The sequence below is a fragment of the Pseudomonas sp. GD03875 genome (genome assembly GCF_029840585.1).
In the GTDB taxonomy this organism is placed as follows: Bacteria; Pseudomonadota; Gammaproteobacteria; order Pseudomonadales; family Pseudomonadaceae; genus Aquipseudomonas; species Aquipseudomonas paralcaligenes.
On sequence record NZ_JAOCCV010000048.1, the window covers coordinates 1 to 26,089 of the forward strand.

Consider the following 26,089-nt stretch of genomic DNA (forward strand, 5'->3'; position numbering starts at 1 on the left):
AAGGAGCACCACCATGAAACCTCATGTTCCCCAGGCCCTGCTGGGCCTGTTCGCCGGCCTGATCCTGGCCGGCAACGCACTGGCCGAGGACGTCCAGGTCGCCGTCGCCGCCAACTTCACCGCGCCGCTGCAGGCCATCGCCGCCGACTTCGAGAAGGCCACCGGGCACAAGGTGGTCGCCGCCTACGGCGCCACCGGCCAGTTCTACGCACAGATCAAGAACGGCGCGCCCTTCGAGGTGTTCCTCGCCGCCGACGACACCACCCCGGCCAAGCTGGAGAGCGAAGGCGAAAGCGTGCCCGGCTCGCGCTTCACCTATGCCATCGGCGCTCTGACCCTGTGGTCGGCCCAGGAAGGCTACGTCGACGACCAGGGCGAAGTGCTCAAGAGCGACCGCTTCCGCCACCTGGCCATCGCCAATCCGAAGACAGCGCCCTATGGCCTGGCCGCCACCCAGGTGCTGGACAAGCTGGGCCTGCGCCAGGCCGTAACGCCGAAGCTGGTCGAGGGACAGAACATCACCCAGGCCCTGCAGTTCGTCTCCAGCGGCAACGCCGAACTGGGCTTCGTCGCCCTGTCCCAGGTGTACAAGGACGGCAAGATCACCAGCGGCTCGGCCTGGCTGGTGCCGGCCGAACTGCACGAGCCGATCCGCCAGGACGCGCTGATCCTCAACAAAGGCAAGGACAACCCGGCGGCCAAGGCCCTGGTGGACTACCTGAAGGGCGAACAGGCCGCCGCCGTGATCCGTTCCTACGGCTACCAGCTGTAGCCGGCGGCGAACGGGCCTTGTAGGGTTCGCCCAGGCCGTAGGGCGGGTGAAAACCGCGTGATCGACGACGCGGGCTGCACCCGCCCTGCCCACTGTCCAGACCAAGGGAATACCCCGCGATGCCCCTGACCAGCGCCGACTTCTCCGCGATCTGGCTGACCCTGCAGCTGGCGACGCTGACCACGGTGCTGCTGCTGTTGATCGGTACGCCCATCGCCTGGTGGCTGGCGCGCACCCGCTCGCGGCTGAAGGGCCCGGTCGCCGCCGTGGTCGCCCTGCCCCTGGTGCTGCCGCCGACGGTGATCGGCTTCTACCTGCTGGTGACCATGGGCCCGCACGGCTTCATCGGCCAGTTCACCCAGAGCCTGGGGCTCGGCATCCTGCCCTTCAGCTTCGCCGGCCTGGTGGTCGGCTCGATCTTCTATTCCATGCCCTTCGTCATCCAGCCGATCCAGAACGCCTTCGAGGCCATGGGCGAGCGCCCGATGGAGGTGGCCGCCACCCTGCGCGCGGGACCGTGGGACAGCTTCTTCAGCGTCGCCCTGCCGCTGGCCCGGCCCGGCTTCCTCACCGCCACCGTGCTCGGCTTCGCCCATACCGTCGGCGAGTTCGGCGTGGTGCTGATGATCGGCGGCAACATCCCGGACAAGACCCGCGTCGTCTCGGTGCAGATCTTCGATCACGTCGAGGCCATGGAGTACGCCCAGGCCCACTGGCTGGCCGCCGGCATGCTGCTGTTCTCCTTCCTGGTCCTGCTGACGCTGCACGTCAAGGGCCGCATCCGGCCGTTGGAGCGCTGACCGTGTCCGATCCTGGAAAAGGCATCCGCGCGCGCTTCCGCGTGCCCTACGGCAACTTCCTGCTGGACCTCGACCTGCAGCTGCCCGGGCGTGGCGTCACCGGCCTGCTCGGCCACTCCGGCTCCGGCAAGACCACCTTCCTGCGCTGCGTCGCCGGCCTGGAGCGGGCGCAGGAAGGCTTTCTCGAAGTCAACGGCGAACCCTGGCAGGACAGCGCGCGAGGCCACTTCCTGCCCACCCACCGGAGGGCGCTGGGCTACGTGTTCCAGGAGGCGAGCCTGTTCGAGCACCTGTCCGTGCGGCGCAACCTCGAATACGGGCTCAAGCGCATTCCCGCCCGGGAGCGCAAGGTGGCGCTCGACCAGGCCCTCGAACTGCTCGGCATCGGCCACCTGCTCGACCGCATGCCGGCCAGGCTCTCCGGCGGCGAGCGGCAGCGGGTCGGCATCGCCCGCGCCCTGCTGACCAGCCCCGGTCTGCTGCTGATGGACGAGCCGCTGGCGGCCCTGGACCTCAAGCGCAAGGCCGAGATACTGCCCTACCTCAAGCGCCTGCACGACGAGCTGGACATCCCGATCCTCTACGTCAGCCATTCGCCGGATGAAGTGGCGCGCCTGGCCGACCACCTGGTCGTGCTGGAGGAAGGCAAGGCCCTGGCCAGCGGGCCGATAGGCGACATGCTCGCCCGCCTCGACCTGCCCCAGGCCCACGAGGAAGACGCCGGCGTGGTGGTCGAGGGCGAGGTGCGCGGCTACGACGCGGGCTACCGCCTGCTCGACCTCGCCCTGGCGCCCGGCGGGCTGCCGCTGCGCATCACCCACCCGGCCGTGCCGTCCGGCAGTCTGCTGCGCATCCGCATCCAGGCCCGCGACGTCAGCCTGAACCTGGAGCGCCCCGCGCACAGCAGCATCCTCAACCTGCTGCCGGTGACCGTGCAGGACCAGCTGGACGCCGACAACGGCGCCCACGTGCTGGTGCGCCTGGACATGCAGGGCACCCCGCTGCTGGCCCGCATCACCCGCTACTCCCGCGACCAGCTCGGCCTGCACCCGGGCCAGCGCCTGTGGGCGCAGATCAAGTCGGTGGCGCTGCTGGCCTAGCATCCGAGCCACGACCGTAGGGCGGGTGAAACCCGCGATAAGCCAAGCTCCCCTCGCGGGTTTCACCCGCCCTACGGCATCGGTTCGGGGCAGAGATGCCGCCCTGCGCACCCTTTTGGCGCCCTCCGAGGCCATCGACCGGGGCCATGGGCCCGCGGACACGGGCTTCCCGCTCGCTCCGCAAAACTGGCACAGCCTCTGCATCGTCCCCAGCGACACCCGCTCAATACAGGCGGGTGGCCCGATCGATCAACGGCGATCGAGTGGCCGAGGCCACGGGCGCAGAACAGGCAAGGGCGCCTGAAACCGCGAGGTTTCAGGCGCCTTTTTTTGTCCCCGGGAAAATCGCTCCCAGCACGAGAGAGAACAGCATGTCCTACCTGATCCCCGCCGAGTTCGTCACCAAGATGGTCGACGCCGGTGAATCGAAGATCTTCATGTCCACCCGCGACACCCTGATCCGCGCCTTCATGGCCGGCGCCATCCTCGCCCTGGCCGCGGTGTTCGCCGTCAGCATCAGCGTGCAGACAGGCTCGCCGCTGCTCGGCGCCGTGCTGTTCCCGGTCGGCTTCGTGATGCTCTACCTGATGGGCTTCGACCTGCTCACCGGGGTCTTCGTCCTCACCCCGCTGGCCCTGCTGGACAAGCGCCCCGGTGTCACCGTCGGCGGCGTGCTGAAGAACTGGGGCCTGGTATTCACCGGCAACTTCGCCGGCGCCCTCACCGTGGCCTTCATGATGGCCTTCGTCTTCACCTACGGCTTCTCCACCGAGCCCGGGGTGATCGGCGAGAAGATCTCCCACATCGGCGAGGACCGCACCCTGGGCTACGCCGAGTACGGCCTGGCCGGCTGGCTGACCATCTTCCTGCGCGGCATGCTGTGCAACTGGATGGTGTCCATGGGCGTGGTCGGCGCGATGATCTCCACCACCGTCAGCGGCAAGACCATCGCCATGTGGATGCCGATCATGCTGTTCTTCTACATGGGCTTCGAGCACTCGGTGGTGAACATGTTCCTGTTCCCCTCGGCGATGATCATGGGCGGCGACTTCTCGGTGATGGACTACATGCTGTGGAACGAGATTCCCACCGCCCTGGGCAACCTGGTCGGCGGCCTGGCCTTCACCGGCCTGACCCTCTACGCCACCCACGTGAAGACCGCGCCCAAGCGCTCCTTCGTCTGAAACCCCTTCACGCCCCTGTAGGAGCGGCCTCGGCCGCGAGCCTTTCCTGTAACCGAAAGCCAGAAGCTCGCGGCCAAGGCCGCTCCTAGGATGGCGCACGGACCGAGAGCCCGCCCCGCTCATGACCCAACTTGCCGTCAGCCTCGGCCAGTACTCGGACAAGGGCCGCAAGGAGGTCAACCAGGACTTCCACGGCGCCTGCGTCCCGCCCGAGCCCCAGCTCTCCAGCAAGGGCATCGCCATCGCCCTGGCCGACGGCATCGGCAGCAGCGCCGTCAGCCACATCGCCAGCGAGGCGGCGGTGGCCAGCTTCCTCGAGGACTACTACTGCACCGCCGAGGCCTGGTCGGTGAAGAAGTCCGCGCAGCGCGTGCTGATGGCCGCCAACGCCTGGCTCTACGCCCAGACGCGGCAGAGCCAGTACCGCTACGACATGGACCGCGGCTACGTCTGCACCCTCAGCGCGCTGGTGCTCAAGGCCACCAGCGCGCACCTGTTCCATGCCGGCGACACGCGCATCCAGCGCCTGCGCGGCGACGAGCTGGAACGCCTGACCGAGGACCACCGCCTGTGGGTCTCGCGCGACACCAGCTACCTCAGCCGCGCCCTGGGCGTCGGCCCGCACCTGGAGCTGGACCACCGCAGCCTGGCCCTGGAGCCCGGCGACCTGTTCCTGCTGACCACCGACGGCATCCACGAACACCTGCCGCCGTCGGCCATGGTCGAGCTGATCCAGGCCCACGGCGCCGACCTTGACGGCGCCGCCCGCGCCATCGCCGAGGCCGCCTACCAGCGCGGCAGCGACGACAACCTCACCGTGCAGCTGGTGCGCATCGAGCAGCTGCCCCGCGCCGACGCCGGCGAGCTGCACCAGCTGCTCGGCGAACTGCCTCTACCGCCGCTGCTGCAACCGCGCATGGAATTCGACGGCTATCGCATCGTGCGCAGCCTGCACGCCAGCAGCCGCAGCCACGTCTACCTGGCGCTGGACGGCAACCGGCCGGTGGCGCTCAAGGTGCCGGCCACCGAGCTGCAGGACGACCGCGCCCATCTGGAGCGCCTGCTCACCGAGGAATGGATCGCCCGCCGCATCGACAGCGCCCACGTGCTCAAGGCCCCGCCGCAGACGCGCCGGCGCCGCTACCTCTACACCGTGAGCGAGTACGTCGAGGGCCAGACCCTGCGCCAGTGGATGATCGACAACCCCAGGCCGGGGCTGGAAAAGGTGCGCGATCTGGTCGAGCAGATCGCCCGCGGCCTGCAGGCCTTCCACCGCCTGGAGATGCTGCACCAGGACCTGCGCCCGGAGAACCTGCTGGTCGACGCCACCGGCACCCTGCGCCTGATCGACTTCGGCTCGGCCCAGGTCGCCGGCCTGGCCGAGCGCGCACACGGTCAGCCGGCGCAGGCGCTGCCGGGCACCCTGCAGTACATGGCGCCGGAATACTTCATCGGCGAGGCCGGCTCGCCGCGCGCGGACCTATTCTCTCTGGCGGTGATCGCCTACCAGTTGCTCAGCGGCCGCCTGCCCTACGGCGCCGAGGTCGCCAAGTGCCGCAACCGCGCCGAGCAGGGGCGGCTGGTCTACCAGTCGCTGCTGGACGCCGAGCGCAGCCTGCCGCCCTGGCTCGACGAGGTGCTGCACAAGGCCCTGCACCCGGACCCGAACCGGCGCCACGCCGAGCTGTCCGAATTCGTCCACGACCTGCGCCAGCCAAGCGCCGAGTACCTGAACCGGAGCCGCCCGCCACTGCTGGAGCGCAATCCGCTGCTGTTCTGGCGCGCCACCAGCCTGCTGCTCGCCGCGCTGCTGGTGTGGCAGACGCTCGGCTGAGGTCCCCGCGCCCATGGCCGGAGCGACGCTTGTTCCGGTTCGCCCCCACCCCTTACCATCCGGGCACCCTGCAACCGAGCCCGATCCATGCGCGAACGCACCATCGCCAGCCACTTCGTCCGTGCCGCCCTGCGCGGCGCCGAGCGCCAGGGGCGTGACTACGCTCCGTTGCTGCGCGAAGTCGGCATCCGCCCGGCGCTGCTAAGCGAACCGCGCGCGCGCCTCGCCCCGGAACAGTTCACCCGCCTGCTGCAGGGCTTGTGGGCGCTGCTCGACGACGAGTACATGGGCTTCGGCTCCATCCCCAGCAAGCGCGGCACCTTCGCCATGATGTGCCACGCCATCATCCACTGCCACAGCCTGGAAAAGGCGCTGGTGCGCGGCATGCTGTTCTACGGCCTGTTCCCCGATGCGCCGCGGGTACAGCTGCGGCGCGAGGGCGAATGGGTGCGCCTGACCCTGGACAGTTCGGCCATGTGGGACCCGGACCACTTCCTCACCGAGAGCCTGCTGGTGATCTGGCACCGCCTCGGCAGCTGGCTGATCGGCCAGCGCATCCGCCTGGAGGAAGCCAGCTTCGCCTATCCGGAGCCACCGCACGGCAGCGAATACGACCTGCTCTACCCCTGCCCGCGGCGCTTCGACGCCGACTGCACCAGCCTGCTGTTCCACGGCCGCTACCTGGCGATGCCGCTGCTGCAGGACGAGCGCACCCTCAAGCAGTTCCTCGACCACTCGCCGGCCGACCTGCTGGCCCGGCCGGACGGCGGCGACAGCCTGACCAGCCGCATCCGCCGCCTGCTCGGTCGCGACTGCCGCGACTGGCCGGACCTGGAAAGCGTCGCCACCCAGCTGCACATCAGCCCGCAGACCCTGCGCCGCCACCTGCGCGAGGAAGGCAGCAGCTTCCAGGAACTCAAGGACCACCTGCGCCGCGACCTGGCCATCTACCACCTGGGCCGCGACGAACTGTCCATCCAGGCCCTCGCCGAGCAGCTCGGCTTCTCCGAACCCTCGGCCTTTCATCGTGCCTTCAAGAAATGGACCGGCCTGACCCCCGGCGCCTACCGGGCCAACCAAGACAGTTAGCGCATGGCAGGTCAGTTGGTAGGGTGCGCCGCGCGCACCGCCATCAGCCCTTCGCCCTACTCCGGCGCGACCGGCTCGTCGGCCTGCAGCAGCGCGCTGCGGAACCACGCCGCGCAGAGCCAGCAACCCAGCAGCACCGGCACCACCAGCGGCAGGATCAGCACGCCGAACTGGTAGCCGAGCGCGATCAGGTCCGCCTGCATGCGCGACAGGGAAGTGCTCCCCATGTCCGCGGGCAGGCTGAGGAACACCGACTTCACCAGGTCCATGCCGGCGCCGAAGGCCGCGACCAGCAGCAACAGCAGGACGCACAGCCCCAGCAGGTTGCGGGAAATGTCGCAGCGGGAATCCGCGGCGAAGGCCAGCGCCAGGAACACCGGCATGCCGTAGGCGAAGATCATCGGCCGCGACTGGATCAGCAGTTCGGCGGTCTGCCCCGCCGGCACCTCAAGCCCCTTGTAGGAGCCGGCGCCGAGGACGACCACCGCCTGGATCGTCTCGCCCACGGACTCGACCTGGGTTATCCGCCCGCTGGTGAACAGGGGCAGCAGCAGGTCGAGCAGCCCCGCCACCAGCATCGCCAGCAGCGGACCACAGAAGTACCAGATGGCGAAGGTGACCGGCAGCCACAGCAGCAGGGGGAACAGGATGCCCTTGAACCCGGCCTGCGGCATCAGGCGGTACCGCCGAACACGGCCGCGGTGGCCTTGCCGCTCTTGAGCACGTAGCGCAGCCACAGCAGGAACACCACGAACACGTCCAGCATGATCAGCGCCTGCCAGATGTACAGGTGCGCCCAGTCGAACGCGGTCATGTTCCACTGGCCGATGTAGAACAGGCTGACGATGCGCAGGATGTTCACCGCGTGGATCGACAGCAGCCCGATCAGGATGCCCACCAGCCTGGCGCGCCAGGTGGCGGGAAACGCCAGCATGGCGGCCAGCAGGATGATCGAGGCCTCCACGCCATTGCAGCCGGCCTCGATCGACATGGCGAACCCGGACGGCACGTCGTACAGGTAGATGCCGCTGGCCACGGCGCCGGCGTCGAACGGCGTCAGCACGCCGATGCTGATCAGCACCAGCAGCTCGGTGAACGGCGTGACGAACCACTGTTGTACCGGAGGGGTAAGCTCCAGTACGAACAGGACGGCCTGAATGATGCAGAACAGCGTCAGGAACCGGGCCACGCCTCCTTACCTCCCCCTCAGGCGCGGCGACGCGCGCGCCAGGCCAGCAGGGACATCAGCATCGTCAGCATCAGCAGCGCACCTTGCGACAGGGTGGGCGCGCCGACCGACTTGTCGATGACCGGCGTTTCGTCGCGCGGGTCGTTGTTGCCCGGGTCGATATCGCCGGGCGCATCGATGTGCGCCTCGTTCGCCAGCGGGGTGGGACCGGAGTAGTTCTCGTCCAGCAGCGCGGTGATGGTGAACACCCTGCTCGCCCCGGTGGGCAGCGTGCCGACCTGGCAGGTCACCGTACCGCCGCTGTGGCTGCACGCGCCGGCCGGGGTCGAGCTCAGGTATTGCAGGCCGGACGGCAGCGGGTCGATCAGTTGCGCGCCGAGGCTGTCCGCCGCCGCACCGCCGGCACCGCCGTTGTTGGTGACGGTGATGGTGTACACCACGTTCTCGCCCTTCACCAGGGCCCGGGGGCTGGCGGTCTTGGTGCCGCCCAGGTCGACCGGAACGTCGTCACGGCGGGCCGAGGTGGTCTCGATGGCCTCGTTGTTGTCGCTCAGGGTCTCGGTCTCGTTGACCTCGACGGACACATGGTTGTGGCTACTGCCCACTGCCACGCCGGCCACGCCACTGACGGATTCCGCGCGCATCGCATAGGTGACCCTGCGCCGATGGCTGGCACCCTCGTCGAAGTAGCCGGAGAAGTTGCAGGTCAGCACGCCGGAAGTCGCGCCGACGGCCGGCTCGGTGCAGCTGTACTCGGCCGCATCACCGGTCACCTCGGTGGCGCCCCTGTATACCCGCAGGCCGCCCTGGTAGCTGAACACGGCCGTGGGCGCGGCACCGCCGGGCGCGTTGACCGGGAAGGTATCGACCATGGTCAGGCCGGTGCCGGCGGAAGGACCACCGTTGTCGATGCTGATGGTGTAGGTCGAGGTCTCGCCCAGCGCCACCACGTTGGGGTTGTCGGACTTGTTGACCACGATGTCCAGCACGGCAGCCGTCACGGCAGTGGTGGTGTTCGCCGTGTTGGAGAGCACATCGTTTTCCTCGGTGGTGGTCGATACCACTACCGCGTTGTTGATGGTGTCGCCCTCGGTCATCGCCCGCACTTCATAGACGACGTTGCGCGTGGTGTTGTTCGGCACGCTGGCCCAGGTACAGGTCAGGGTCTGGCCCACGCTGCCGATGGCGGGCAGCGGCGCACAGTTGCCACCGTCGCTGCTGATCAGGCCGAGGAACGGAGCATTGCCGGGCAGGGTGTCGACCAGTTCGACGCCGCTGGCGGTCGAGGGGCCGGCGTTACGCACGGAGGCGGTGAAGCGCAGGGGCGCCCCGGCCGGAATGGTCGGGCTCGGACGAGTCTTCAGCGCCTGGATGTCGACCATCGCGGTGACGTTGCCGGTGACATCGTCGGTGTTGTTGTCACGGTTACCGTCACCCTCGCCCACGTCGGGCGAATAGACCGTCGCGACGTTCTCGCGCGGCGCGTTGGTGGCCACCAGCGGCAGGACTACGATCTCGATCGTCGAAACGCTCCCGCTGTTGAGGGTGCCCAGGTTGCAGCGCAAGGCCTGGGAGGCGCCATCGAGCGGGCCGAGCGTGGCGGCGTAGGGACCGGTGTCGCCGATACGGCAGCCGAAACCGGCGGCCGGCGCGGGCGAAATGGACACGGATTGCAGGCCGCCCTGCGACAGCAGGCTGAGCAGGTCATCCTCCACCATCACGTTGGTCGAGGCATCGGGACCATGGTTGGTCACTTCCAGCGTATAGGTCAGCGGCTCGCCGGTCTTGATCAGGGCGGACGATGCCAGCTTCTGGATGCTCAGATCGGCCTGCTCGTTGGTGACGCGGGTCTCCACCTGGCCGGTGCAGTCGTTGGCCGCATTCCTGTCCGTCGAGCTGCCGGTTCCTTCCAGGGCGGTACAGGCGACGTTCTGCAGCACGCCCGCGGCGGTGGCGCGCACCGGCACGCTGATCGCGTCGGTGGCCTGGCCGCTCGCCAGCGGGCCCGGGCGCGTACAGTTGACCACCGTCAGCGTGCTGGCGCTGCAGTCCCAGCCGGTGCCCGCTGGCAGGCCCTGCGCCTGGACATTGGGCGGCAGCGTGTCGGTCACCCGAATGAGCTGTCCGGCCTCCACATTGAGCGGCCCTTCGTTGCGCACGGCCAGCCAGTATGGGAAGAGTTCGTTCACCGCCACCGCGTGACGGGGACCGGCCTTCCACACGGCGAGGTCCGACTCGTCGCTGGAGTTGATGTTCACCGCGCTGGTGTTGTTGCTGGAGTTGGCGTCGCCGGGAGTCGCGATCACCGCGGTGTTGCCCAGCGTGCCGAGGTCGTTCGCCACGGCATGCACCTGGATGGTGGGCATGTTGCTGAAGTTGCCGCCGCTCCAGCCGGAGCGCGTACAGGTCAGCACGCTGCCGGCGGTGCTGCAGGACCAGCCGCTGCCGGCGGTAAAGGCCGTCGGCGTCGCGAAGGACAGCCCCGCGCCCAGGGTGTCGGTCACCGTGATGGTGCCGCCGGGCTGCTGGCCGCCCAGGTGGCGGGGCGTGAGGGTGTAGGTCACCGTGCTGCCCTGGGCCACCGCCCCGCTGCCGGCCGGCGAGGTGCGCGCCTTGGTGATGCCGACGTCGGTACCCGGATCGAATGTCAGGGGCACGCCGTCGATGTTGTTGGACTCGTTGCCATCCGGCACGGGTTCGCCGTTCTGCTGCAGGCCGGCGACCCGGAAGGAGGACGACACGTTGCCATTGGTGTTGGAGACGGCGGGCACGGTGATGACCGGCGCCGGCGCGCCGTTGGCCAGCGCCTGGTTGCGGTCGCAGGTGATCAGTTCGTTGTTGCTCAGCGGGTAGCCCGAGGCCGGTGTGCAGGTCCAGCCACTGCCGGTGGGCCGCGCAGTGACGGAGGCGCCGCTCGGCACCTGGAAGGTCACCCGGGTCCCCGAGTTGGCGGGCATGGCGTCCGGCCCGTTGTTGACGACTTCCAGCTGGTAGGCGTAGGGCTCGCCCGCCAGGATGCCGGGGGCGGCGTTCGAAGTGGCGTTCAGTTGCAGGTCGGAGGCGGCCTGGGCCGTGGTGGTCTGCGGCGCGGAGTTGTTGCCCAGGTTGGTATCCGCGGTCACGCCGGTGCTGGCGGCGGATGCATTGCTGGTATAGGTGCCGGCGTTCGGCAGGCGGACGTCGATCTCGATCGTCATCGCCTGGTTGAACGCCAGCGCCGACAGGCCGTTGCAGGTGACGGTCTGGGGGCCGGCGTTGTAGGTACAGGTGCCGGTCCCGCCGACCACCCGGTACGTCACGAACTGGCCATAGGTGCTGCCGCCGGTGATGGGCATGTTGAAGGAGGTGGTGATGCCGGTGGCGCTGCCCTCGGCGGAAGGGCCGTTGTTCTGCAGCCCCAGGCTGTAGGTGAACACGCCTCCGGCAGGGCCGATGTTCGGCGAATCCTGGAAGTCCAGCGCCAGGTCCGCAGCGAGGGCGACAGTGGAAAAGCCCAGCAGAGGAAGTGCAAGCAGCACTTTCGAAACAGGCCTTCTGGAAACGCCATCCAAACAAATGCTGCCCATCCATCTTGCATTCATGCCTGACCCACTCCCCGACTTGCACATTTGAAAGAACCAGAGGCGCCATGCGGACCATGGGCGCCGGTGTGAACTGGCAAATGGCGGGCTCAGGCCGATCGTTCGGCTCGTTGGCGCCTGCAGCTGCCAGTGATTGGCCGGCATCTTGGCAGAACACCTGTACACAAAATTTTGCTGGAGCGGACGATTCTTTTGCTGGATGGGATGAAAGCGATGCTTGAACGCCGGAGTGCATAAAAATCTAGAGTAACCTTGCAACCGGGAGCTAAGGGTGCCGTGCCATGCCAGGTGGCGGCATCGCAGCCCGAGACGCGAACTCGCGACAGGCGGCTGAGGATGTGCAGTGGAAGGCCGGCGCTCGCAAGAGCCCCGATGACTTCACTGGTTCCCCCGTCATGTATGCAAGGAGAGAAGTACCGTGGTTGAACCCACGAACTCTGCGAGTCGTCCCCCACATATCCTGGTGATCGACGACCGTCCGGAAGACCTGCGTCCCCTGCTCGAGCTGCTGCGTACCCAGGGCATGCACCTGTCCCTCGCGGAAGACCCGCGCACTGGCCTGCAACGGGCCATGGCGCTCTATCCCGACCTGATCCTGCTGGACGTCCACATGTCGCAGATGAGCGGCTTCGCGGTCTGCCGCCTGCTGCGCGAGGCGCCCGCCCTGCAGCAGACGCCGATCATCTTCCTGACCAGCGCCGCCAGCGTTGAGGAGCGCTTGGAGGGCCTCAGCCTGGGCAGCGTCGACTACATGGTCAAGCCCTACGTGCCCGAGGAAGTGCTGGCGCGCATCCGCATCCACCTGCAGCTGGTCTGGCGCGAGCGCCCCGCCCCGGTGGGCGTGCCCGAAGGGCTGCAGCCGGCGGACCAGATGATCCTCCACGCCGCCATGCGCCTGATCGGCCGTAGGCTCGAGGACGTGCCGCCCCTGGCGGAGATCGCGCGCCAGGCCGGCACCCACGAGAAGAAGCTGTCCGCCATCTTCCGCCAGCACCTGGGCATGACGGTCTTCGCCTGGATTCGCGAGGAGCGCCTGCGCAAGAGCCAGGAGCTGCTCGCCGACAGCGACATGGACATCCAGGACATCGCCGAGCTGGTGGGCTTCAACAGCGCCGCCAACTTCACCACGGCGTTCCGCCAGCGCCTGGGCATGACCCCGTCGAAATACCGCAGCCAGGCCAGGGCCGGCGCATCGGAACCTACCGCCGAGACACCTCCGGGCACCTGACGTCGCCGGCCGGCGGCACCCTCGGCGACGCGGCGGTATCATGGCGGGCAGATCCCCGATCGATGATCGCCAAGCGAACAGGACAAAGCCCGCTGGAATGCATGAGTAGATGCCTGCTGTTGCTGCTGGCCATGGCGCTGGCGAGCCTGCCGACGCCCTCGGTCGCCTCCGTGGGCGCCGTGCAATGTCTTTCGGAAGTGGTCACGCTGCTGCCCTCCGCCCAGATTCTCGAAGATCCGTCGAAGAACCTCACCGCCGCCGACGTGGCCGACCTCGACGACGCCAGGTTCTTCGACGTGCACAGCGCCCCTCCCCCGCTGGCCTTCACCCATTCGGCCATCTGGGTGCGCTTCCACCTGTATAACCCGCTGGCGGAGCCCTGCGAACGCTGGCTCACCGTGGGCGACGCCCGCCTTGAGGATGTCCAGGTCCACATCCTGAGCAACGGCATGTGGAACGGGATGAAGGCCGGCAGCGCCTACCCGCTCGAACAGTGGGCCGTCGCCGAACGCCAGCCGCGGTTCCCCGTCGAAGTGGGCGCCCAGGAGGAGGCCCTGGTGCTGATCCGCGTGGTCAGCAAGAGCCGGATGATCATCAACCCGCAGTTGTGGTCGGACACCGCCTTCTTCGAGAAAAGCATGGCGGCCCAGCTGGTCGATGGCCTGGCCTGGGGCATCCTGCTGCTGATCCTGCCGATCAGCCTGGTCGCCGGCTTCCTGCTGCGCTTCCGGCTCCTCATCATCAATGCCTTCACGCTGCTCTTCTATTTCTCGCTGACCGCGCTGGCCAGCGGCTACCTGTTCTACCTGCCCGCCCTGCTGCCCTGGTCGCGCGAGCTGGTGGCGGTCGTCTCGGCGATCGCCTTCTCCATCTTCTTCGTCTACACCTTCGTCCTGTTCCGGGTGAAACTGCTGCCCCCCTGGCTGCAGTGGCTCTTTTCTCTGTACCTGATCGCGGGCGGACTGCTCCTGCTGTGGGGCGCCTATGGCGATTTCATCGCCACCCGCAACGTCTTCATCCACTATCGGAACGCCGCCTACCTCCTGATCCCGCTGACCTTCGGCGTGGCGTTGTACAAGAAGGTCCGGCTGAGCTGGCTCGCCTGGCTGATCTGCGCCCTGTTCCTGGCGCAGGGCAGCAAGGGGCTGCTGTGGGAAACGGAGAACGAGGTCTGGCTGTATGGCGAGGACAGGCTCGGCCTGTCCTCGTCCCTGATCATCGTCTTCCTCCTGATCAGTACGCTGGTATTCGCCATCGCCCATAGCAGGAGGCGCGAGCGCCGCGCGCTGGCCGAGATCGACTACCTGCAGCAGGCCGAGCACGAACGCCTGGAAAGCCAGGTCCAGCTGCGCACCAAGCAGCTGCGCGAATCGCTGCAGTCGCGCAGCGCCCTGCTGGCGCGCATCAGCCATGACATGCGCGCGCCGCTGAGCAGCATCATCAGCTACGCCCACCAGCTGCGGACCGACCCCGACTCCGAATACCCCGAGCGCATCGAGCGCAATGCCCGCGAGCAGCTGGAACTGCTGGACGACCTGCTGGAATTCTCGCGCAGCGAACTCCAGCAGATCGAACTCAGCCTCAAGCCGGGCTACCTGTTCGGCTTCCTGCATGAGATCGCGGAAGAAGGGAAATACATCGCCACGCGCCAGAACAACCGCCTGGAGTGCAGCCTGGACAGCAACCTGCCGCTGCTGGTGCACGCCGACTTCCGCCAGCTGCGCCGGATACTGATCAATCTGCTGAACAACGCCGCCAAGTTCACCAGCAACGGCCTGATCGTGCTGCGCATCGAGTGCACGGAGCAGAATCACCACCAGTTCCGCCTGTCCTTCACCGTGCAGGACAACGGCATAGGCCTGCCCCCGGACGCCCGGGACAGGCTGCTGAGGCCCTTCCAGCGGGGCAGCAACGTCAACCATACCGACGGCTTCGGCCTCGGTCTGTCCATCGTCAACGAACTGCTGGAGCAGATGGGCTCCACGCTGTGCATCGAGGGCAATCCCTCGGGAGGCAGCACCTTCGGCTTCCAGCTCTGGCTGGAGGGCGCCGCGGAGGAGGAACTGGACACGGTCTTCGTGGAGAGCCACGTCGCCACCATCGACGGTCGCGAGCGCCGCATCGTGCTGGTCGACGACGTCGAGCTGACCCGCGCCTTCCTCGGTGACCTGCTGGCCGGCTACGGCTTCGACGTGACCCTGGCCGGCAGTGCCGAAGAGGCCCTGGCCCGGCTCGAGGAGCAGCCCGCCGACCTGCTGATCACCGACCAGATCATGCCGGGCATGGATGGCTGGGCGCTGCTGCAGGAGATCAGGAGCAACCATCCCGGCCTGCCGGTGCTGCTCTATTCGGCCTCCCCCGCACGCACCGCCAGCGCCCGCGCCGACCTGATGTTCGACGCGGTGCTGCTGAAGCCCGCCAGCACCAAGGACCTGCTCAGCTGCATCGACCGCCTGTCCGGCGTGGCGCAGCACGCCGATGAGCTGGAGCCGGCCCAGGGCGCCTAGTGCCACGCAATGTCGGCATGCTGGCAGGCACCTCCGGGGCGCGCCGTACTCCTAAGCACCGCGCCCCGTCGTTCCCGCGCAGGCGGGAACCCAGGACGCACGGCCTTGCCCCGCAACTGGATTCCCGCCTGCGCGGGAATGACGGGATATCCTATCTACCCTGTCCGTGTAGCGCCTTCACGCGACTACCCTGGCGCAAAGCCCATCTTCCGCGAAGCTCGATCGTTGACCCAACCATAGGACAGGCGGAGCTTCCCCTTACGCACAAGGCCCAACGCCCCGTCGTCCCCGCGAAGGTGGGGACCCAGGATCGCGCTGCCTTGCCCCGCACCTGGATTCCCGCCTGCGCGGGAATGACGGGATTTCGTGTGTGCCTTGTCCGTACAGGGCCTTCCCCTCTATTGCCGTGATGCAGAGCCACCTGACGCTCTATCAGGCCCCAAGCGCGCCCCCATGCGGCTAGCGGGCCACAACCCGATTACGCCCCTCGCTCTTGGCCCGATACAGCCGGTCGTCAGCCGCGGCAAGCAACTCGCGGGGCGTGCTTTCCACAGCGGGCACGACGCTGGCGCAGCCGATGCTGACGCTGACCCAATCGGACACGGGCGAGCCCGCGTGGGGGATGCACAGGTCGACCACGGCCTCGCGGATGGCCTCGGCGACCTCGGCCGCCTGCTCCAGGTCCGTCGCGGGCAGGATGCAGGCGAATTCCTCGCCGCCATAGCGGGCAGCCAGGTCGGCGTGCCGCCGCATGTGCCCTTCCAGGGTTTCGGCGACGCCCCGCAGCACCTCGTCGCCCGCCAGGTGGCCGTAGTAGTCGTTGTAGGCCTTGAAGCCATCCACATCCACCATCAGCAGCCCCAGCGGCTGGGCCAGCTCGGCGAGCCGTTGCCATTGCAGCGCCAGGGCCTGGTCGAAGCGGCGGCGGTTGGCGATGCCGGTCAGGCCGTCGAGCTGGGTAAGCCGCTGCAGCTGCAGGCGCTGCTTCTGCGCCAGCAGATGGTTGCGCACCCTGGCCCGCAGGATGGCGGGGCTGAACGGTTTGGCGATGTAGTCGATGGCGCCCAGGTTGAGCCCGAATTCCTCGTCGGTCTCCTCGTCGAGGGCGGTCAGGAAGATCACTGCGATGTCCGCCGTGAGCGGGTTCTGCTTGAGCCGCCGGCACACCTCGAAGCCGTCCATCAGCGGCATGTGCACGTCCAGCAGGATCAGGTCGGGCCGCTCGCCGAGCGCCATCCGCAGCGCCTGCTCGCCACTGCCGGCCAGCAATGGCACGCAGAGGTCCTCGATCTCGGCGGCGGCAAAGGCCAGGTTGAGCGGCACGTCGTCCACCAGGAGCACTTTCTGCGCGCTCCCGCTCGACGGGCCGGGCCGATGGGCCCTGTTCTCGGACATGAAAGATCCCTCTCAGAGCTTCGCCGTCAGCCAGCGACACCGAAGCGGGTTTCCAGCTCCCGCACGGCATCCGCTGCCGCGCGGTCGACCTGCAGCGCCAAAGCCCGCGCCGCGGCCACGTCCGACCGCTGCAGGGCCTGGCGAACCGCCTTGCCGAGGTCGGCGAGCTGCACCAGCCCCGCGTGCCCGGCGGTGCTGATCAGGTCGTGGGCCTGCTGGTCCAGCGGCTGCAGGTCCGCCTGCCCGGCGAGCGCCGCGAACGAGCGGCCACGCTGCCGGCAATCCTCCATCAGCATATTCAGCATATTGGCGAAACGCTCAGGCGCCACCAGGCGCTGCAGATGCTCGAGCGGTTTCGGGTCCAGCACCCTGCCCTGGCGAACCGGCTCGACCGGCGCCGCGGCCACCGGTACGGCCTGCACGGGCTCCTCGTGCAGGCAGTGCTGGAGCAGCGTCCGCCACAGCTGCTGCTCGTCGATGGGCTTGCCGACGTGGGCGTTCATGCCGGCGGCCAGGCATTGCTCGATATCCTGCTGGCTGGCGTTGGCGGTCATGGCGATGATCGGCAGGCTGCCGAAGCGCGGGTTCTGCCGCAACAGGCGGGTCGCGGTGAGGCCGTCCATCTCCGGCATCATCAGGTCCATCAGCACCGCGTCATAGGTGCCGTCATGGGCCTGTTCGAGCAGGTCGATGGCATGTCGCCCGTCCTCCGCCTGATCGACCTGCATGCCGGCCTCCTTCAGCAGCTCGTTGGCCACCAGCCGGTTGAGTTCGTTGTCGTCGACCAGCAGCAGGCGCAGGCCGTTGAGCGCCTTGGCGCTGACCCGCGGATACGCGACCGGCAGGTTCCGCGCCTGCTCACCGAGCGCCGCCTCGGCGACCCGGATGCGGAACCAGAAGACGCTGCCCTCTCCCGGCTGGCTGCGTACCCCGACGCCACCGCCCATCAGCTCCGCCAGGCTGCGGGAGATGGCCAGCCCGAGTCCGGTGCCGCCGAAGCGGCGGGTGATGGAGGCATCGGCCTGCTGGAACGGCTGGAACAGGGAGCGGGTCTCCTGCTCCGACAGGCCGATGCCCTGGTCCTCCACCTCGCCGTGGAGGACCAGCCCGTCTTCCCGCTCCAGGCGCAAGCGCAGCGTCACCCGGCCACGGTCGCTGAACTTGAGCGCGTTGTTGACGTAGTTGATCAGTATCTGGCTGACCCTGAGCGGGTCGCCCACCAGCAGGGGCAGTTCGTCAGGCGCCTCGATCCGCAGTTCCAGGCCCTTGCTGGCCGCCCGCTCCTCGAACATCTCGCGCACGTCCTCGAGCAGTTGCCGGGGCGAGAACGGAATCGCCTCCACCTGCAGGTGCTCGGCGTCGATCTTCGAGTAATCGAGGATGTCGTTGATGATGCCGAGCAGGTGTTGGCCGGCGCGCAGGATCTTCTCGAGGCGCCCCTGCTGCCGGGGCTCCAGGGGATGCCTGAGGGCGAGCAGGGCCAGCCCCAGGATGGCGTTCATCGGCGTGCGGATTTCATGGCTCATGGTCGCCAGGAACGCGGCCTTGGCCTTGGCGGCCTGCTCGGCCAGTTCCTTGGCCTCCTCCAGCGCCCGCGCCTGTTCCTTGATGTCGCTGATGTCCAGCCAGATGCCGTTGAACAGGGTGGAGCCGTCGTCCGTGCGCCGCGCGGTGGCCAGGGTCTTGAGCCAGAAGCGGCGGTCGTCCAGCGCCACCTGCATGTCGATGTCGAGGGGCTGCAGCGCCTCCAGGCTGCGCGCGATGGCCTGCTCGATCGCCTGGTCGGCGGCGGCGCTGCGCTCGACGCGGATGCCGTCCAGGCGCAGCCCCGAGCTGTTCACCAGGGTCTCCTGGCCGATGAACTTGCCGGCCTTGCCGCTCAGGAAGGTGAAGCGCTGGCTGCCGTCGGGCCTGACCATGAGCTGGAACACCGCGCCGGGCATGGCGTCGGTGAGTTCGACCAGCTGCCGGGAGATGCGCCGGATCTCCTCGCTGGCCCGGGCTTCCAGCTCCAGGCGGTCGGCGCGCTGCATGTTGTCGCGGAACACCTGCAGCGCCTGGGCCATCCTGCCGACCTCGTCGCGGCGCTCGGTGTGCTCGATGCGCTCGTCGTAGTGGCGGTGGCTCAGCTGCCCCATGGTCCGGGTCAGCTGGTTGATGGGGCGGGAAATCTGGGTCAGCGACAGGTACGCGGACATGCCGATGATGGTGGTCAGCGCCAGGCCGAAGGAGATCGCGGTCGCCAGCAGCGTGCTGCGGGTCGCTGCGTTGAGCTGCAGCGAGGCGCTCTGGAAGTGCTCGATGATGTCGTCGCGCAGGGCGTCCATGTTGCCGCGCAGCTCGTTGAGCCGGGGGTCGAAGCGGGAATGGATGATGTCGAGGGCGCGATCACCCCGCCAGCGCGCCGCCGAATCGATGATCTGGCCCGCCAACTCGAACACCTGCTGCTCCTGCGCCAGGATGGCCTCCAGCTTCGGCGCCGAGTCGTCCAGCAGGGGGGCGATGCTGGCGATCTTCTCGCGGAACTGCGCCTGCTGCTCGTTCAACCGCAGCTGGGTGGCGCGCATCTTCGCCTCCTCCTGCTCGGTCAGCACGGAAAACACCAGGCGGCTGGCGTCGCTCAGGTCCAGCAGGGCCGAGCCGATCAGCACCGAGGCCTGGGCATCGCGGTCGATCAGCGCCCGGTAGTCGCGGTCGACCGAATAGAGGTGGTGCATCGAATACAGCGTGATGATGATCGACAGGGCTCCCAGCAGGGCGACCAGCGTCACGATCTTGCCGGTCAGGTTCAGGTTGCTGAAGAACCGCATGGACATCTCCCTATGGATTGGACGCATCGTCGACGAGCCGCCGCAGTCGGGCGACCGCTTCGGCGTCGTCGATACGACCCATCAGGTGGTCGCTGACCACCTGGTAGATCGCGTTCTTGACCGGAGCCGGATTGGCGTTGCCCATGGCGATGGAACCCATCAGCGTGCGTCGCATGTTGGCGCCACGCAGGTCGTTGATCGCCTGCTGGCCGCAGCGGTTGAAGCTCTCCCGCGGCACGTCGACCCGGGCGGGCGCCGCGCCGGTGGCGATGTTCAGCTCGCGCTGCAGGTCGATCTCCATCAGCGTGCGGACGAACGTCCGGCGCGTCTCGGGGTGCATGGGCTTGTCCTTGAACAGCATGTACTGGTCGCTGTTGAACAGGAACACACCCTGGGTATCGGGGAAACGGAAGCACTCGTAGTCGCGGCCGGGCAGCATCCCGTGGTGGCTGAACTCGCCATCGACCCAGCTGCCCTGCACCTGCAGCAGCGCCTGCCCGGCGCGCACCAGGTCGGTGGCCTGGTCCCAGCTGCGGGTGCGGAAGCCGGGGTCGAGGTAGCCGCGCAGTTGGCTCATGCGCTCGAAGATGCGCGTCAGCAGCTGCTCGTCCAGCGCGCCGGGGTCCAGTTCGAGGAACGCCCGGCGGTAGAACTCGGCCCCGCCGGCGCCGACGGCGACCGACTCAAACAGCAGGGTGTGTTCCCACGGCTCGTGCCCGATCGCCAGGGCGATCAGGCCGTTGGCCCGGGCCTTGTCCAGCAGGGCCAGGAGGTCGGGCCAGGTGTCCGGCGGCGCCATGCCCAGGCGCGCGAACTGCGGGCCATTGACCCACAGCCAGTTGGTCGAGTGGGCGTTGATCGGTGCGGCCACCCAGTGCCCCTCGTAGCGGGACAGGTGCTGGATGCCGTAGGGCACCACCTCGTCCCACTCCTGCTCGCGGGCGATGTCGTCGAGGATTTCCAGCTTGCCCTGGCTGGCCCACTGGTGGATGTCATAGCCGATCACCTGGGACGCCATGGGCGGATCGCCGGCAGCGACCCGCTTGCGCAGCACATCGCTGTAGCGACTGGTACCGCTGCCCGCGGTGACCGCCTCACGCCAGACCAGCCCCTGCTTCTCCATGTGGCGGCGGATCACATCGATGCTGGCCCGCTCGCCCTCGGATACCCACCAGTGGGAAACCTCGACATCCTCGCGGGCAGCCCATGACAGCGGCGCGCCGCAGAGCAGGCAGATCGAGAGCAATGTGCGCATGAGCGACATGGAAGACGCTACCACCGCGCCGCTGACCGTGAAGGCGGCAGGACCGCGCGAGGGGCGGCACTACAGGGAAGAGGGTCGAAGAAGGAAAGCATGGCCACGGGCTACCATCCGGAACGAGCGGCTCAGGCTAGAGCCCCAGGCCCGCACATGCAATCCCGGCGAGGGCCGGGAATACCAGCCTATGCCGCCAGCGATTCGCCGAGGGCCGCCACTACGGCCTCCGCCCTCGCCCGCAGCCGCTCGAATTCCGCTTCCTTCTCCGCCGTGTCGACGGGGCCGTGCTCCCGGAGGAACACCTGTAGGTCCCTGAACGCGGCGGTACGCATATCCAGCATGCGCTGGGCATTTGCGAGTGGAATGGGCATTGCTCGTCCCCTGCTGGGCCTGCGGCTGCCGCTTGCACGATGGCAGCCAGATGGAACGAGGGTAATCCAGCGCGGGATGGCGGCACAGTGACGCCTGGTCGCAGGCCCGGCGCTCCAAACAGGAGCCGAGCGAAGCATTTCCCGACCGCTCGACCAGATTCCGTATTCATGGCGATTGACAAGGCCTGATCCAGCCCGCCAAATTCAACCGATTCATTGCTGGCCGTATGCAATTACCGGGAGCTGCACCATGTTCTGGAACAAGAATAAGAACACCTCTGGCAGCCCCCTTGCCGGGCCATCCCGCTCCCCCCTGGCGCTCTCCCTCGAAGCGCGGATGATGTTCGACGGCGCGGTCGCCGCCACGGCAGTGGAAGCCGCCGCCACACCGTCCGCCAACCCTGCGGCGGATGCTCCCGACAGTCACGACACCCTCGCGGCGGCCCCCTCCGGCAGCGCCGATCACCGCCAGGAACTGGTCTTCATCGACGGCCAGGTCGAGAACTACCAGCAACTGCTGGCGGGCGTGCAACAGGGCACCGAGGTGGTGGTACTCGATCCTGAGAAGGACGGGCTGAAGCAGATCGGCGACCACCTGGCTGGGCGCAGCGGCATCGACGCCATCCATATCGTCAGCCACGGCCTGCCGGGGCAGATCACCCTGGGCAGCATCACGCTGGACCGCGCCAGCCTGGATGGGCGGGCCGCGGAACTCGCACGGATCGGAGCCAGCCTCGGCCCGGATGGCGACATGCTCTTCTACGGTTGCGATGTCGGCAGCGGAACCGCCGGTCAGGCCTTCGTCGACCAGATCGCCTTGCTCACCGGAGCCGATGTCGCCGCTTCCGACGACTCCACCGGCGCCGCCGCCCGTGGCGGCGACTGGCTGCTGGAAGTCACCCGCGGTTCGATCGAGGCGGTGGCCCCCTTCTCGGCGCCTGTCCGGGAGGCGTTCACCGGGCGGCTGTTCTCGGGCACCCTCGATTTCAATGGCGCCGACAATTTCGCCCTGGGCCCTTCAGTCACCGATGGCGAGGCCGGCTCCGTCGACATTCCCGGCATCGCCATCGAGATCTATTCGGCGGCTGCCGGCAGCAATGTGAACAGCAATGCCACCTGGGGCTACTACTCGGATCTCTTTGGCGATGGCCCCACAGGGCCCGATGAAGGCATCGGCGGCGACAACGATGGTTTCGGAACCCCTGTCTTCGTCATCCGCAGCCAGGACGGCGCGGACTTCTCCTTCACCGGCATCAGGGTCGTCGATTACCTGGGCGTCCAGTCGCAAGTCACTTTCAGCGCCTACCGGGACGGCCAGCTGCTGGGCAGCGTGACCCTGGGCATCGACTCAGTTACCTATTCGAGCACCTTCAGCCAGTCGACGGGGCTGACGGCCTCGATCTTCCAGAACGTGGACGAAATCCGCATCACCAACCCGGACGCCGGCCAGCCGGATATCAACGGCAACTTCCTGCTGCTCGACGAAATCGGCGTCGCCGATGCCATTGCGCCACCGACCCTCGTATCAGCCACCTTTGCCGACAACGCACTGAAGATTGGTGAAACCTCCACCGTCACCTTCGTGTTCTCCAGGGCGGTCACCGGTTTCACCACGGCCGACCTCACCGTGCCCAACGGTGCCATCAGCGGCCTTGGCTCCAGCGATGGCGGCACCACCTGGACCGGCACCTTCACTCCCAACGCCAGCGTCACCGACGCGACCAACGTCATTACCGTCGACCTGGCAGGCGTCACCAGCGTCAGCGGTGGGTTGGCAGGCAGCGGCACGGCGAATTCGAGCAACTATGCGATCGACACGCAGGCGCCGGCCATCAGCGCGGTTTCCGCAACGACCGCCAATGGCCACTACGTCACCGGACAGACCGTCGACATCACGGTTACCTTCGATGACAACGTCACCGTCAGCGGCACACCGCAACTGACGCTGGAAACCGGCAGTAACGACCGGGTGGTGAACTACCTCAGCGGCTCGGGCACCAACACACTGACCTTCCGCTACACGATCCAGTCCGGCGATACCAGCCTGGATCTGGATTACGTGAGCACCAGCGCCCTCGCGCTCAATGGCGGCAGCATCCGCGACAGCGCCGGCAACGATGCGATCCTGACACTGGCATCGCCCGGCACAGCCGGCTCCCTCGGCGCCAACAAGGCCATCGTGATCGATTCCGCACCCGGCATCAGCAACCTGAATGGCGACAGCGTCGCCTGGGCCGGCGTGGGTAATACGGTGATGCTGGACGTTGGCGGCAACGCGGCGATGTTCGATGCGGAATTCAGCGCGCTCAACAGCGGCAACGGCAACTGGAGCGGCGCCAGCCTGACCGTACAGCGCGCCGGCACAGCGGTTTCCGCGGACATCCTTGGCCTCAATACGGCAGGTGCCTTGTTCACCGTGAACGGTAGCAACCTGCAATCCGGTGGCCAGACCTTTGCGACATTCACAAATACCGGCGGTGTTCTGACCATCACCTTCACCAGCAGCGGCACGGCGGCCACCACTGCCCTGGTGCAGGACGTAGCGCGCCACATCAGCTACCGCAGCGACACACCGAGCGGTGACGCGACCATGCGCTACACCCTCAGCGACGGTTACTCGAGCACCACCGCTAACGTGACCGTGACCAGCGACACCATCTATGTCACCAATGCCACAGACACCACCACGGTCAACGTCAGCGATGGCGTGAGCTTCAGCGAGGCGATCGCCATCGCGGCAGCAGATGTCACCGGCAGCCAGACCATCGTGATCGACGCCAGCCTGGCGGGGCAGACGGTGTCGACCTCGGCGGCCAGCGCGCTGGGCGAGAGCCTGACCCTGAACCTCGATTCCGCCAGCGGTGTCACGCTGTCCGGCGGCACCCTGTCGATCGGCTCCGGCCTGTCCCTCAACGTGATCAACGGCGCCGGCGACACCGCCACCGTCGCCACGGCCCTGGCGGGCGCGGGTGGGCTGACCAAGAACGGCGCAGGCAGCGTGACCCTGAGCGGCAACCATGCCTACACCGGCACCACCAGCGTCAATGCCGGCAGCCTGCTGGTCAACGGCGCCCTGACCGCAACGGCCAACGTCACCGTGGCGACCGGCGCCACGCTGGGTGGTAGCGGCAGCATCGACAGCAACGTCACCCTCAACAACGGCGCCACGCTCGCCCCCGGCAGCGGTGTCGGCACCCTGACCATAGACGGCAACCTGACCATGGCGTCGGGCAGTACGCTCGCCATCGAGATCAATGGCACGACGGCCGGCACCGGCTACGACCGGGTAGCCGTGAATGGCACAGTCAATGTCTCGGGTGCGACGCTGGCGGTCACCCACGGCTATCAGGCGGGCATCGGCGACAGCTATACCATCATCGTCAACGATGCTGCGGATGCCGTGACAGGCACCTTCGGCGGTATCGGCGAGGGCGGCGTATTCAATGCGGGCGGCAACGCCACCCAACTGACCGCCAGCTATATCGGCGGCGACGGCAACGACTTCACGCTGACCGCTCCGCTTGCGCCGACCGTCACCGACGTAACGTCCAGCACCGCCAATGGCACCTACAGGATCGGCGACACGGTCACCATCACCGTCACCTTCGATGCCGCGGTATTCGTCACCGGTGCGCCTACGCTGCAATTGGAAACCGGTACGACGGACCGCACGCTCGACTACCTGTCCGGCTCGGGCACCAACACACTGACCTTCAGCTACACCGTCCAGGCAGGCGATAGCGCCTCGGACCTCGACTATGTGTCGACCTCCGCTCTGGCGCTCAACGGCGGCACCATCCGCAACGGCGCCGGCATCGATGCCCTGCTGACGCTCGCGGCGCCCGGCGCGGCCGGCTCCCTGGGCGCCAACAAGGCACTGGTCATCGACGGTATACGCCCGACCGCCAGTATCGTGGTCAGCGACACGGCCCTGAGCGTGGGTGAAGACGCCACCGTCACCATCACCTTCAACGAAGCCGTTACCGGCCTGACCACCACCGACTTCAGCGTCGCCAACGGCACCCTCAGCGGGCTGTCCTCGTCCGATGGCGGCATCACCTGGACCGCAACCCTCACACCTGCGACCAGCGTCGAAGACAGCAGCAACCTGATCACTCTGGATAACACCGGGGTGCAGGATCTGGCGGGCAATACTGGCACCGGTAGCACCGACTCCAACAACTACGCCATCGACACTCAGCGGCCAACCGCCAGTGTCGTGGTGGCCGACAGCGCCTTGAGGGTAGGACAGACCACCACCGTCACCATCACTTTCAGCGAAGCGGTGACCGGACTGACCACAGCAGACTTCAGCGTGGCCAACGGTGCGCTCAGCAACCTCAGCAGCAGTGACGGCGGCATTACCTGGACGGCCACCCTGACGCCCAATGCCAACGTCACCGATACCAGTAACCTGATCACCCTAGACAACACCGGAGTGCAGGATCTGGCGGGCAACGCCGGTGCCGGCAGCACCGACTCCAACAACTACGCGGTCGACACCCTGCGCCCCACCGCCACCGTGGTGGTGGCCGATACCGCGCTGATCGCCGGCGAGACCACCACCGTCACCATCACCTTCAGCGAGGCCGTCACCGGCCTGACCACCGCCGACTTCACCGTCGCCAACGGCACACTCAGCGGCCTGACCTCGTCCGATGGCGGCCTGACCTGGACCGCCACGTTGACGCCAACGGCCAACGTCACCGATGCCAGCAACCTGATCACACTGGACAACACCGGCTACACCGATGCCGCCGGCAACACTGGCACCGGCACCACCGACTCCAACAACTACGCACTCGATACCCAGGCACCGGCTGTCGATTCGGTCTCGGTCCCCGCCAACGGCACCTACATCGCCGGCCAGAATCTGGACTTAACCGTCAACTTCAGCGAGAACGTGGTGGTCGACACCACCGGCGGCACGCCGCGCATCGCCATCACCCTCGACACCGGCGGCACCGTCTT

General features: G+C 67.6%; 16 protein-coding genes. 9 read left to right on the forward strand and 7 right to left on the reverse strand.

The genetic code is table 11. The features are described from left to right. Positions 1-13: 13 nt before the first annotated feature. The 6 genes from modA (at position 14) to N5D30_RS24745 (ending at position 6,779) form a co-directional block, all read left to right on the forward strand. Positions 14-772: a molybdate ABC transporter substrate-binding protein gene (gene modA, locus N5D30_RS24720; protein WP_279911116.1), complete on the forward strand. Its 759-nt coding sequence runs from the start codon at positions 14-16 to the stop codon at positions 770-772. A 119-nt stretch (positions 773-891) separates the two neighbouring features. After that, the gene (gene modB, locus N5D30_RS24725) at positions 892-1,572 is read left to right on the forward strand and encodes a molybdate ABC transporter permease subunit (protein ID WP_279911117.1); all 681 of its coding nucleotides are present in this window, start codon (positions 892-894) and stop codon (positions 1,570-1,572) included. A 2-nt stretch (positions 1,573-1,574) separates the two neighbouring features. Next, positions 1,575-2,672 (forward strand): molybdenum ABC transporter ATP-binding protein, encoded by a 1,098-nt coding sequence (gene modC, locus N5D30_RS24730; RefSeq protein WP_279911118.1) that lies wholly within the window; start codon positions 1,575-1,577, stop codon positions 2,670-2,672. Positions 2,673-3,043: 371 nt separating this feature from the next. Beyond that, positions 3,044-3,856 (forward strand): formate/nitrite transporter family protein, encoded by an 813-nt coding sequence (locus N5D30_RS24735; RefSeq protein ID WP_279905945.1) that lies wholly within the window; start codon positions 3,044-3,046, stop codon positions 3,854-3,856. Between the two features lie 121 nt (positions 3,857-3,977). Continuing rightward, positions 3,978-5,690 (forward strand): bifunctional protein-serine/threonine kinase/phosphatase, encoded by a 1,713-nt coding sequence (locus N5D30_RS24740; protein WP_279911120.1) that lies wholly within the window; start codon positions 3,978-3,980, stop codon positions 5,688-5,690. Positions 5,691-5,777: 87 nt separating this feature from the next. Beyond that, entirely contained in the window at positions 5,778-6,779 is a 1,002-nt protein-coding gene (locus tag N5D30_RS24745; RefSeq protein ID WP_279911123.1) for an AraC family transcriptional regulator, read from the forward strand. A gap of 56 nt (positions 6,780-6,835) precedes the next feature. On the opposite strand, the gene N5D30_RS24750 is transcribed toward N5D30_RS24745, so the two are convergent. Genes N5D30_RS24750 through N5D30_RS24760 form a run of 3 tightly spaced genes read right to left on the reverse strand, consistent with a single transcriptional unit; the run spans position 6,836 to position 11,486 of the window. Beyond that, positions 6,836-7,453, reverse strand: a complete 618-nt coding sequence (locus N5D30_RS24750; RefSeq protein ID WP_279911124.1) for an exosortase H-associated membrane protein — start codon at positions 7,451-7,453, stop codon at positions 6,836-6,838. Next, positions 7,453-7,968 (reverse strand): exosortase H, encoded by a 516-nt coding sequence (xrtH, locus tag N5D30_RS24755; protein WP_220813982.1) that lies wholly within the window; start codon positions 7,966-7,968, stop codon positions 7,453-7,455. Before xrtH ends, N5D30_RS24750 begins: the two co-directional genes overlap by 1 nt. Before the next feature lie 17 nt (positions 7,969-7,985). Further along, positions 7,986-11,486 carry a hypothetical protein gene (locus N5D30_RS24760; RefSeq protein WP_279911125.1) on the reverse strand — a complete coding sequence of 1,167 codons (3,501 nt, stop codon included), beginning with the start codon at positions 11,484-11,486 and terminating at the stop codon, positions 7,986-7,988. 481 nt (positions 11,487-11,967) lie between these two features. Between N5D30_RS24760 and N5D30_RS24765 the strand changes: the two genes are divergently transcribed. Both N5D30_RS24765 and N5D30_RS24770 read left to right on the forward strand, forming a co-directional pair. Continuing rightward, positions 11,968-12,777 carry a helix-turn-helix domain-containing protein gene (locus tag N5D30_RS24765; RefSeq protein WP_279911126.1) on the forward strand — a complete coding sequence of 270 codons (810 nt, stop codon included), beginning with the start codon at positions 11,968-11,970 and terminating at the stop codon, positions 12,775-12,777. Between the two features lie 101 nt (positions 12,778-12,878). Further along, positions 12,879-15,284 (forward strand): 7TM-DISM domain-containing protein, encoded by a 2,406-nt coding sequence (locus N5D30_RS24770; protein WP_279911127.1) that lies wholly within the window; start codon positions 12,879-12,881, stop codon positions 15,282-15,284. A 459-nt stretch (positions 15,285-15,743) separates the two neighbouring features. Here the strand turns inward: N5D30_RS24770 and N5D30_RS24775 are convergent, their stop codons facing one another. From N5D30_RS24775 to N5D30_RS24790, 4 genes are all read right to left on the reverse strand, one after another. After that, positions 15,744-16,679 carry a diguanylate cyclase gene (locus N5D30_RS24775; protein ID WP_279911128.1) on the reverse strand — a complete coding sequence of 312 codons (936 nt, stop codon included), beginning with the start codon at positions 16,677-16,679 and terminating at the stop codon, positions 15,744-15,746. Positions 16,680-16,705: 26 nt separating this feature from the next. Beyond that, a complete protein-coding gene (locus tag N5D30_RS24780; protein WP_279911129.1) occupies positions 16,706-19,489 on the reverse strand; it encodes a response regulator in 2,784 nt (927 codons plus the stop codon). A gap of 10 nt (positions 19,490-19,499) precedes the next feature. Then, positions 19,500-20,753 carry an ABC transporter substrate-binding protein gene (locus tag N5D30_RS24785; RefSeq protein WP_279911130.1) on the reverse strand — a complete coding sequence of 418 codons (1,254 nt, stop codon included), beginning with the start codon at positions 20,751-20,753 and terminating at the stop codon, positions 19,500-19,502. 179 nt (positions 20,754-20,932) lie between these two features. Further along, a complete protein-coding gene (locus tag N5D30_RS24790; RefSeq protein ID WP_279911131.1) occupies positions 20,933-21,118 on the reverse strand; it encodes a hypothetical protein in 186 nt (61 codons plus the stop codon). Between the two features lie 250 nt (positions 21,119-21,368). Here N5D30_RS24790 and N5D30_RS24795 point away from each other — a divergent pair. Next, the coding region (locus N5D30_RS24795) for an Ig-like domain-containing protein (RefSeq protein ID WP_279911132.1) at positions 21,369-26,089 on the forward strand (4,721 nt) is incomplete at its 3' end.

What these genes read in the sequence shown, in the direction of transcription:
- N5D30_RS24775 (WP_279911128.1), bottom strand. Translation starts at nt 16,679, where the DNA reads ATGTCCGAGAACAGGGCCCATCGGCCCGGCCCGTCGAGCGGGAGCGCG.
- N5D30_RS24745 (WP_279911123.1), top strand. Translation starts at nt 5,778, where the DNA reads ATGCGCGAACGCACCATCGCCAGCCACTTCGTCCGTGCCGCCCTGCGC.
- N5D30_RS24740 (WP_279911120.1), top strand. Translation starts at nt 3,978, where the DNA reads ATGACCCAACTTGCCGTCAGCCTCGGCCAGTACTCGGACAAGGGCCGC.
- N5D30_RS24780 (WP_279911129.1), bottom strand. Translation starts at nt 19,489, where the DNA reads ATGCGGTTCTTCAGCAACCTGAACCTGACCGGCAAGATCGTGACGCTG.
- N5D30_RS24750 (WP_279911124.1), bottom strand. Translation starts at nt 7,453, where the DNA reads ATGCCGCAGGCCGGGTTCAAGGGCATCCTGTTCCCCCTGCTGCTGTGG.
- N5D30_RS24785 (WP_279911130.1), bottom strand. Translation starts at nt 20,753, where the DNA reads ATGTCGCTCATGCGCACATTGCTCTCGATCTGCCTGCTCTGCGGCGCG.
- modA (WP_279911116.1), top strand. Translation starts at nt 14, where the DNA reads ATGAAACCTCATGTTCCCCAGGCCCTGCTGGGCCTGTTCGCCGGCCTG.
- N5D30_RS24735 (WP_279905945.1), top strand. Translation starts at nt 3,044, where the DNA reads ATGTCCTACCTGATCCCCGCCGAGTTCGTCACCAAGATGGTCGACGCC.
- N5D30_RS24770 (WP_279911127.1), top strand. Translation starts at nt 12,879, where the DNA reads ATGAGTAGATGCCTGCTGTTGCTGCTGGCCATGGCGCTGGCGAGCCTG.
- modB (WP_279911117.1), top strand. Translation starts at nt 892, where the DNA reads ATGCCCCTGACCAGCGCCGACTTCTCCGCGATCTGGCTGACCCTGCAG.
- N5D30_RS24790 (WP_279911131.1), bottom strand. Translation starts at nt 21,118, where the DNA reads ATGCCCATTCCACTCGCAAATGCCCAGCGCATGCTGGATATGCGTACC.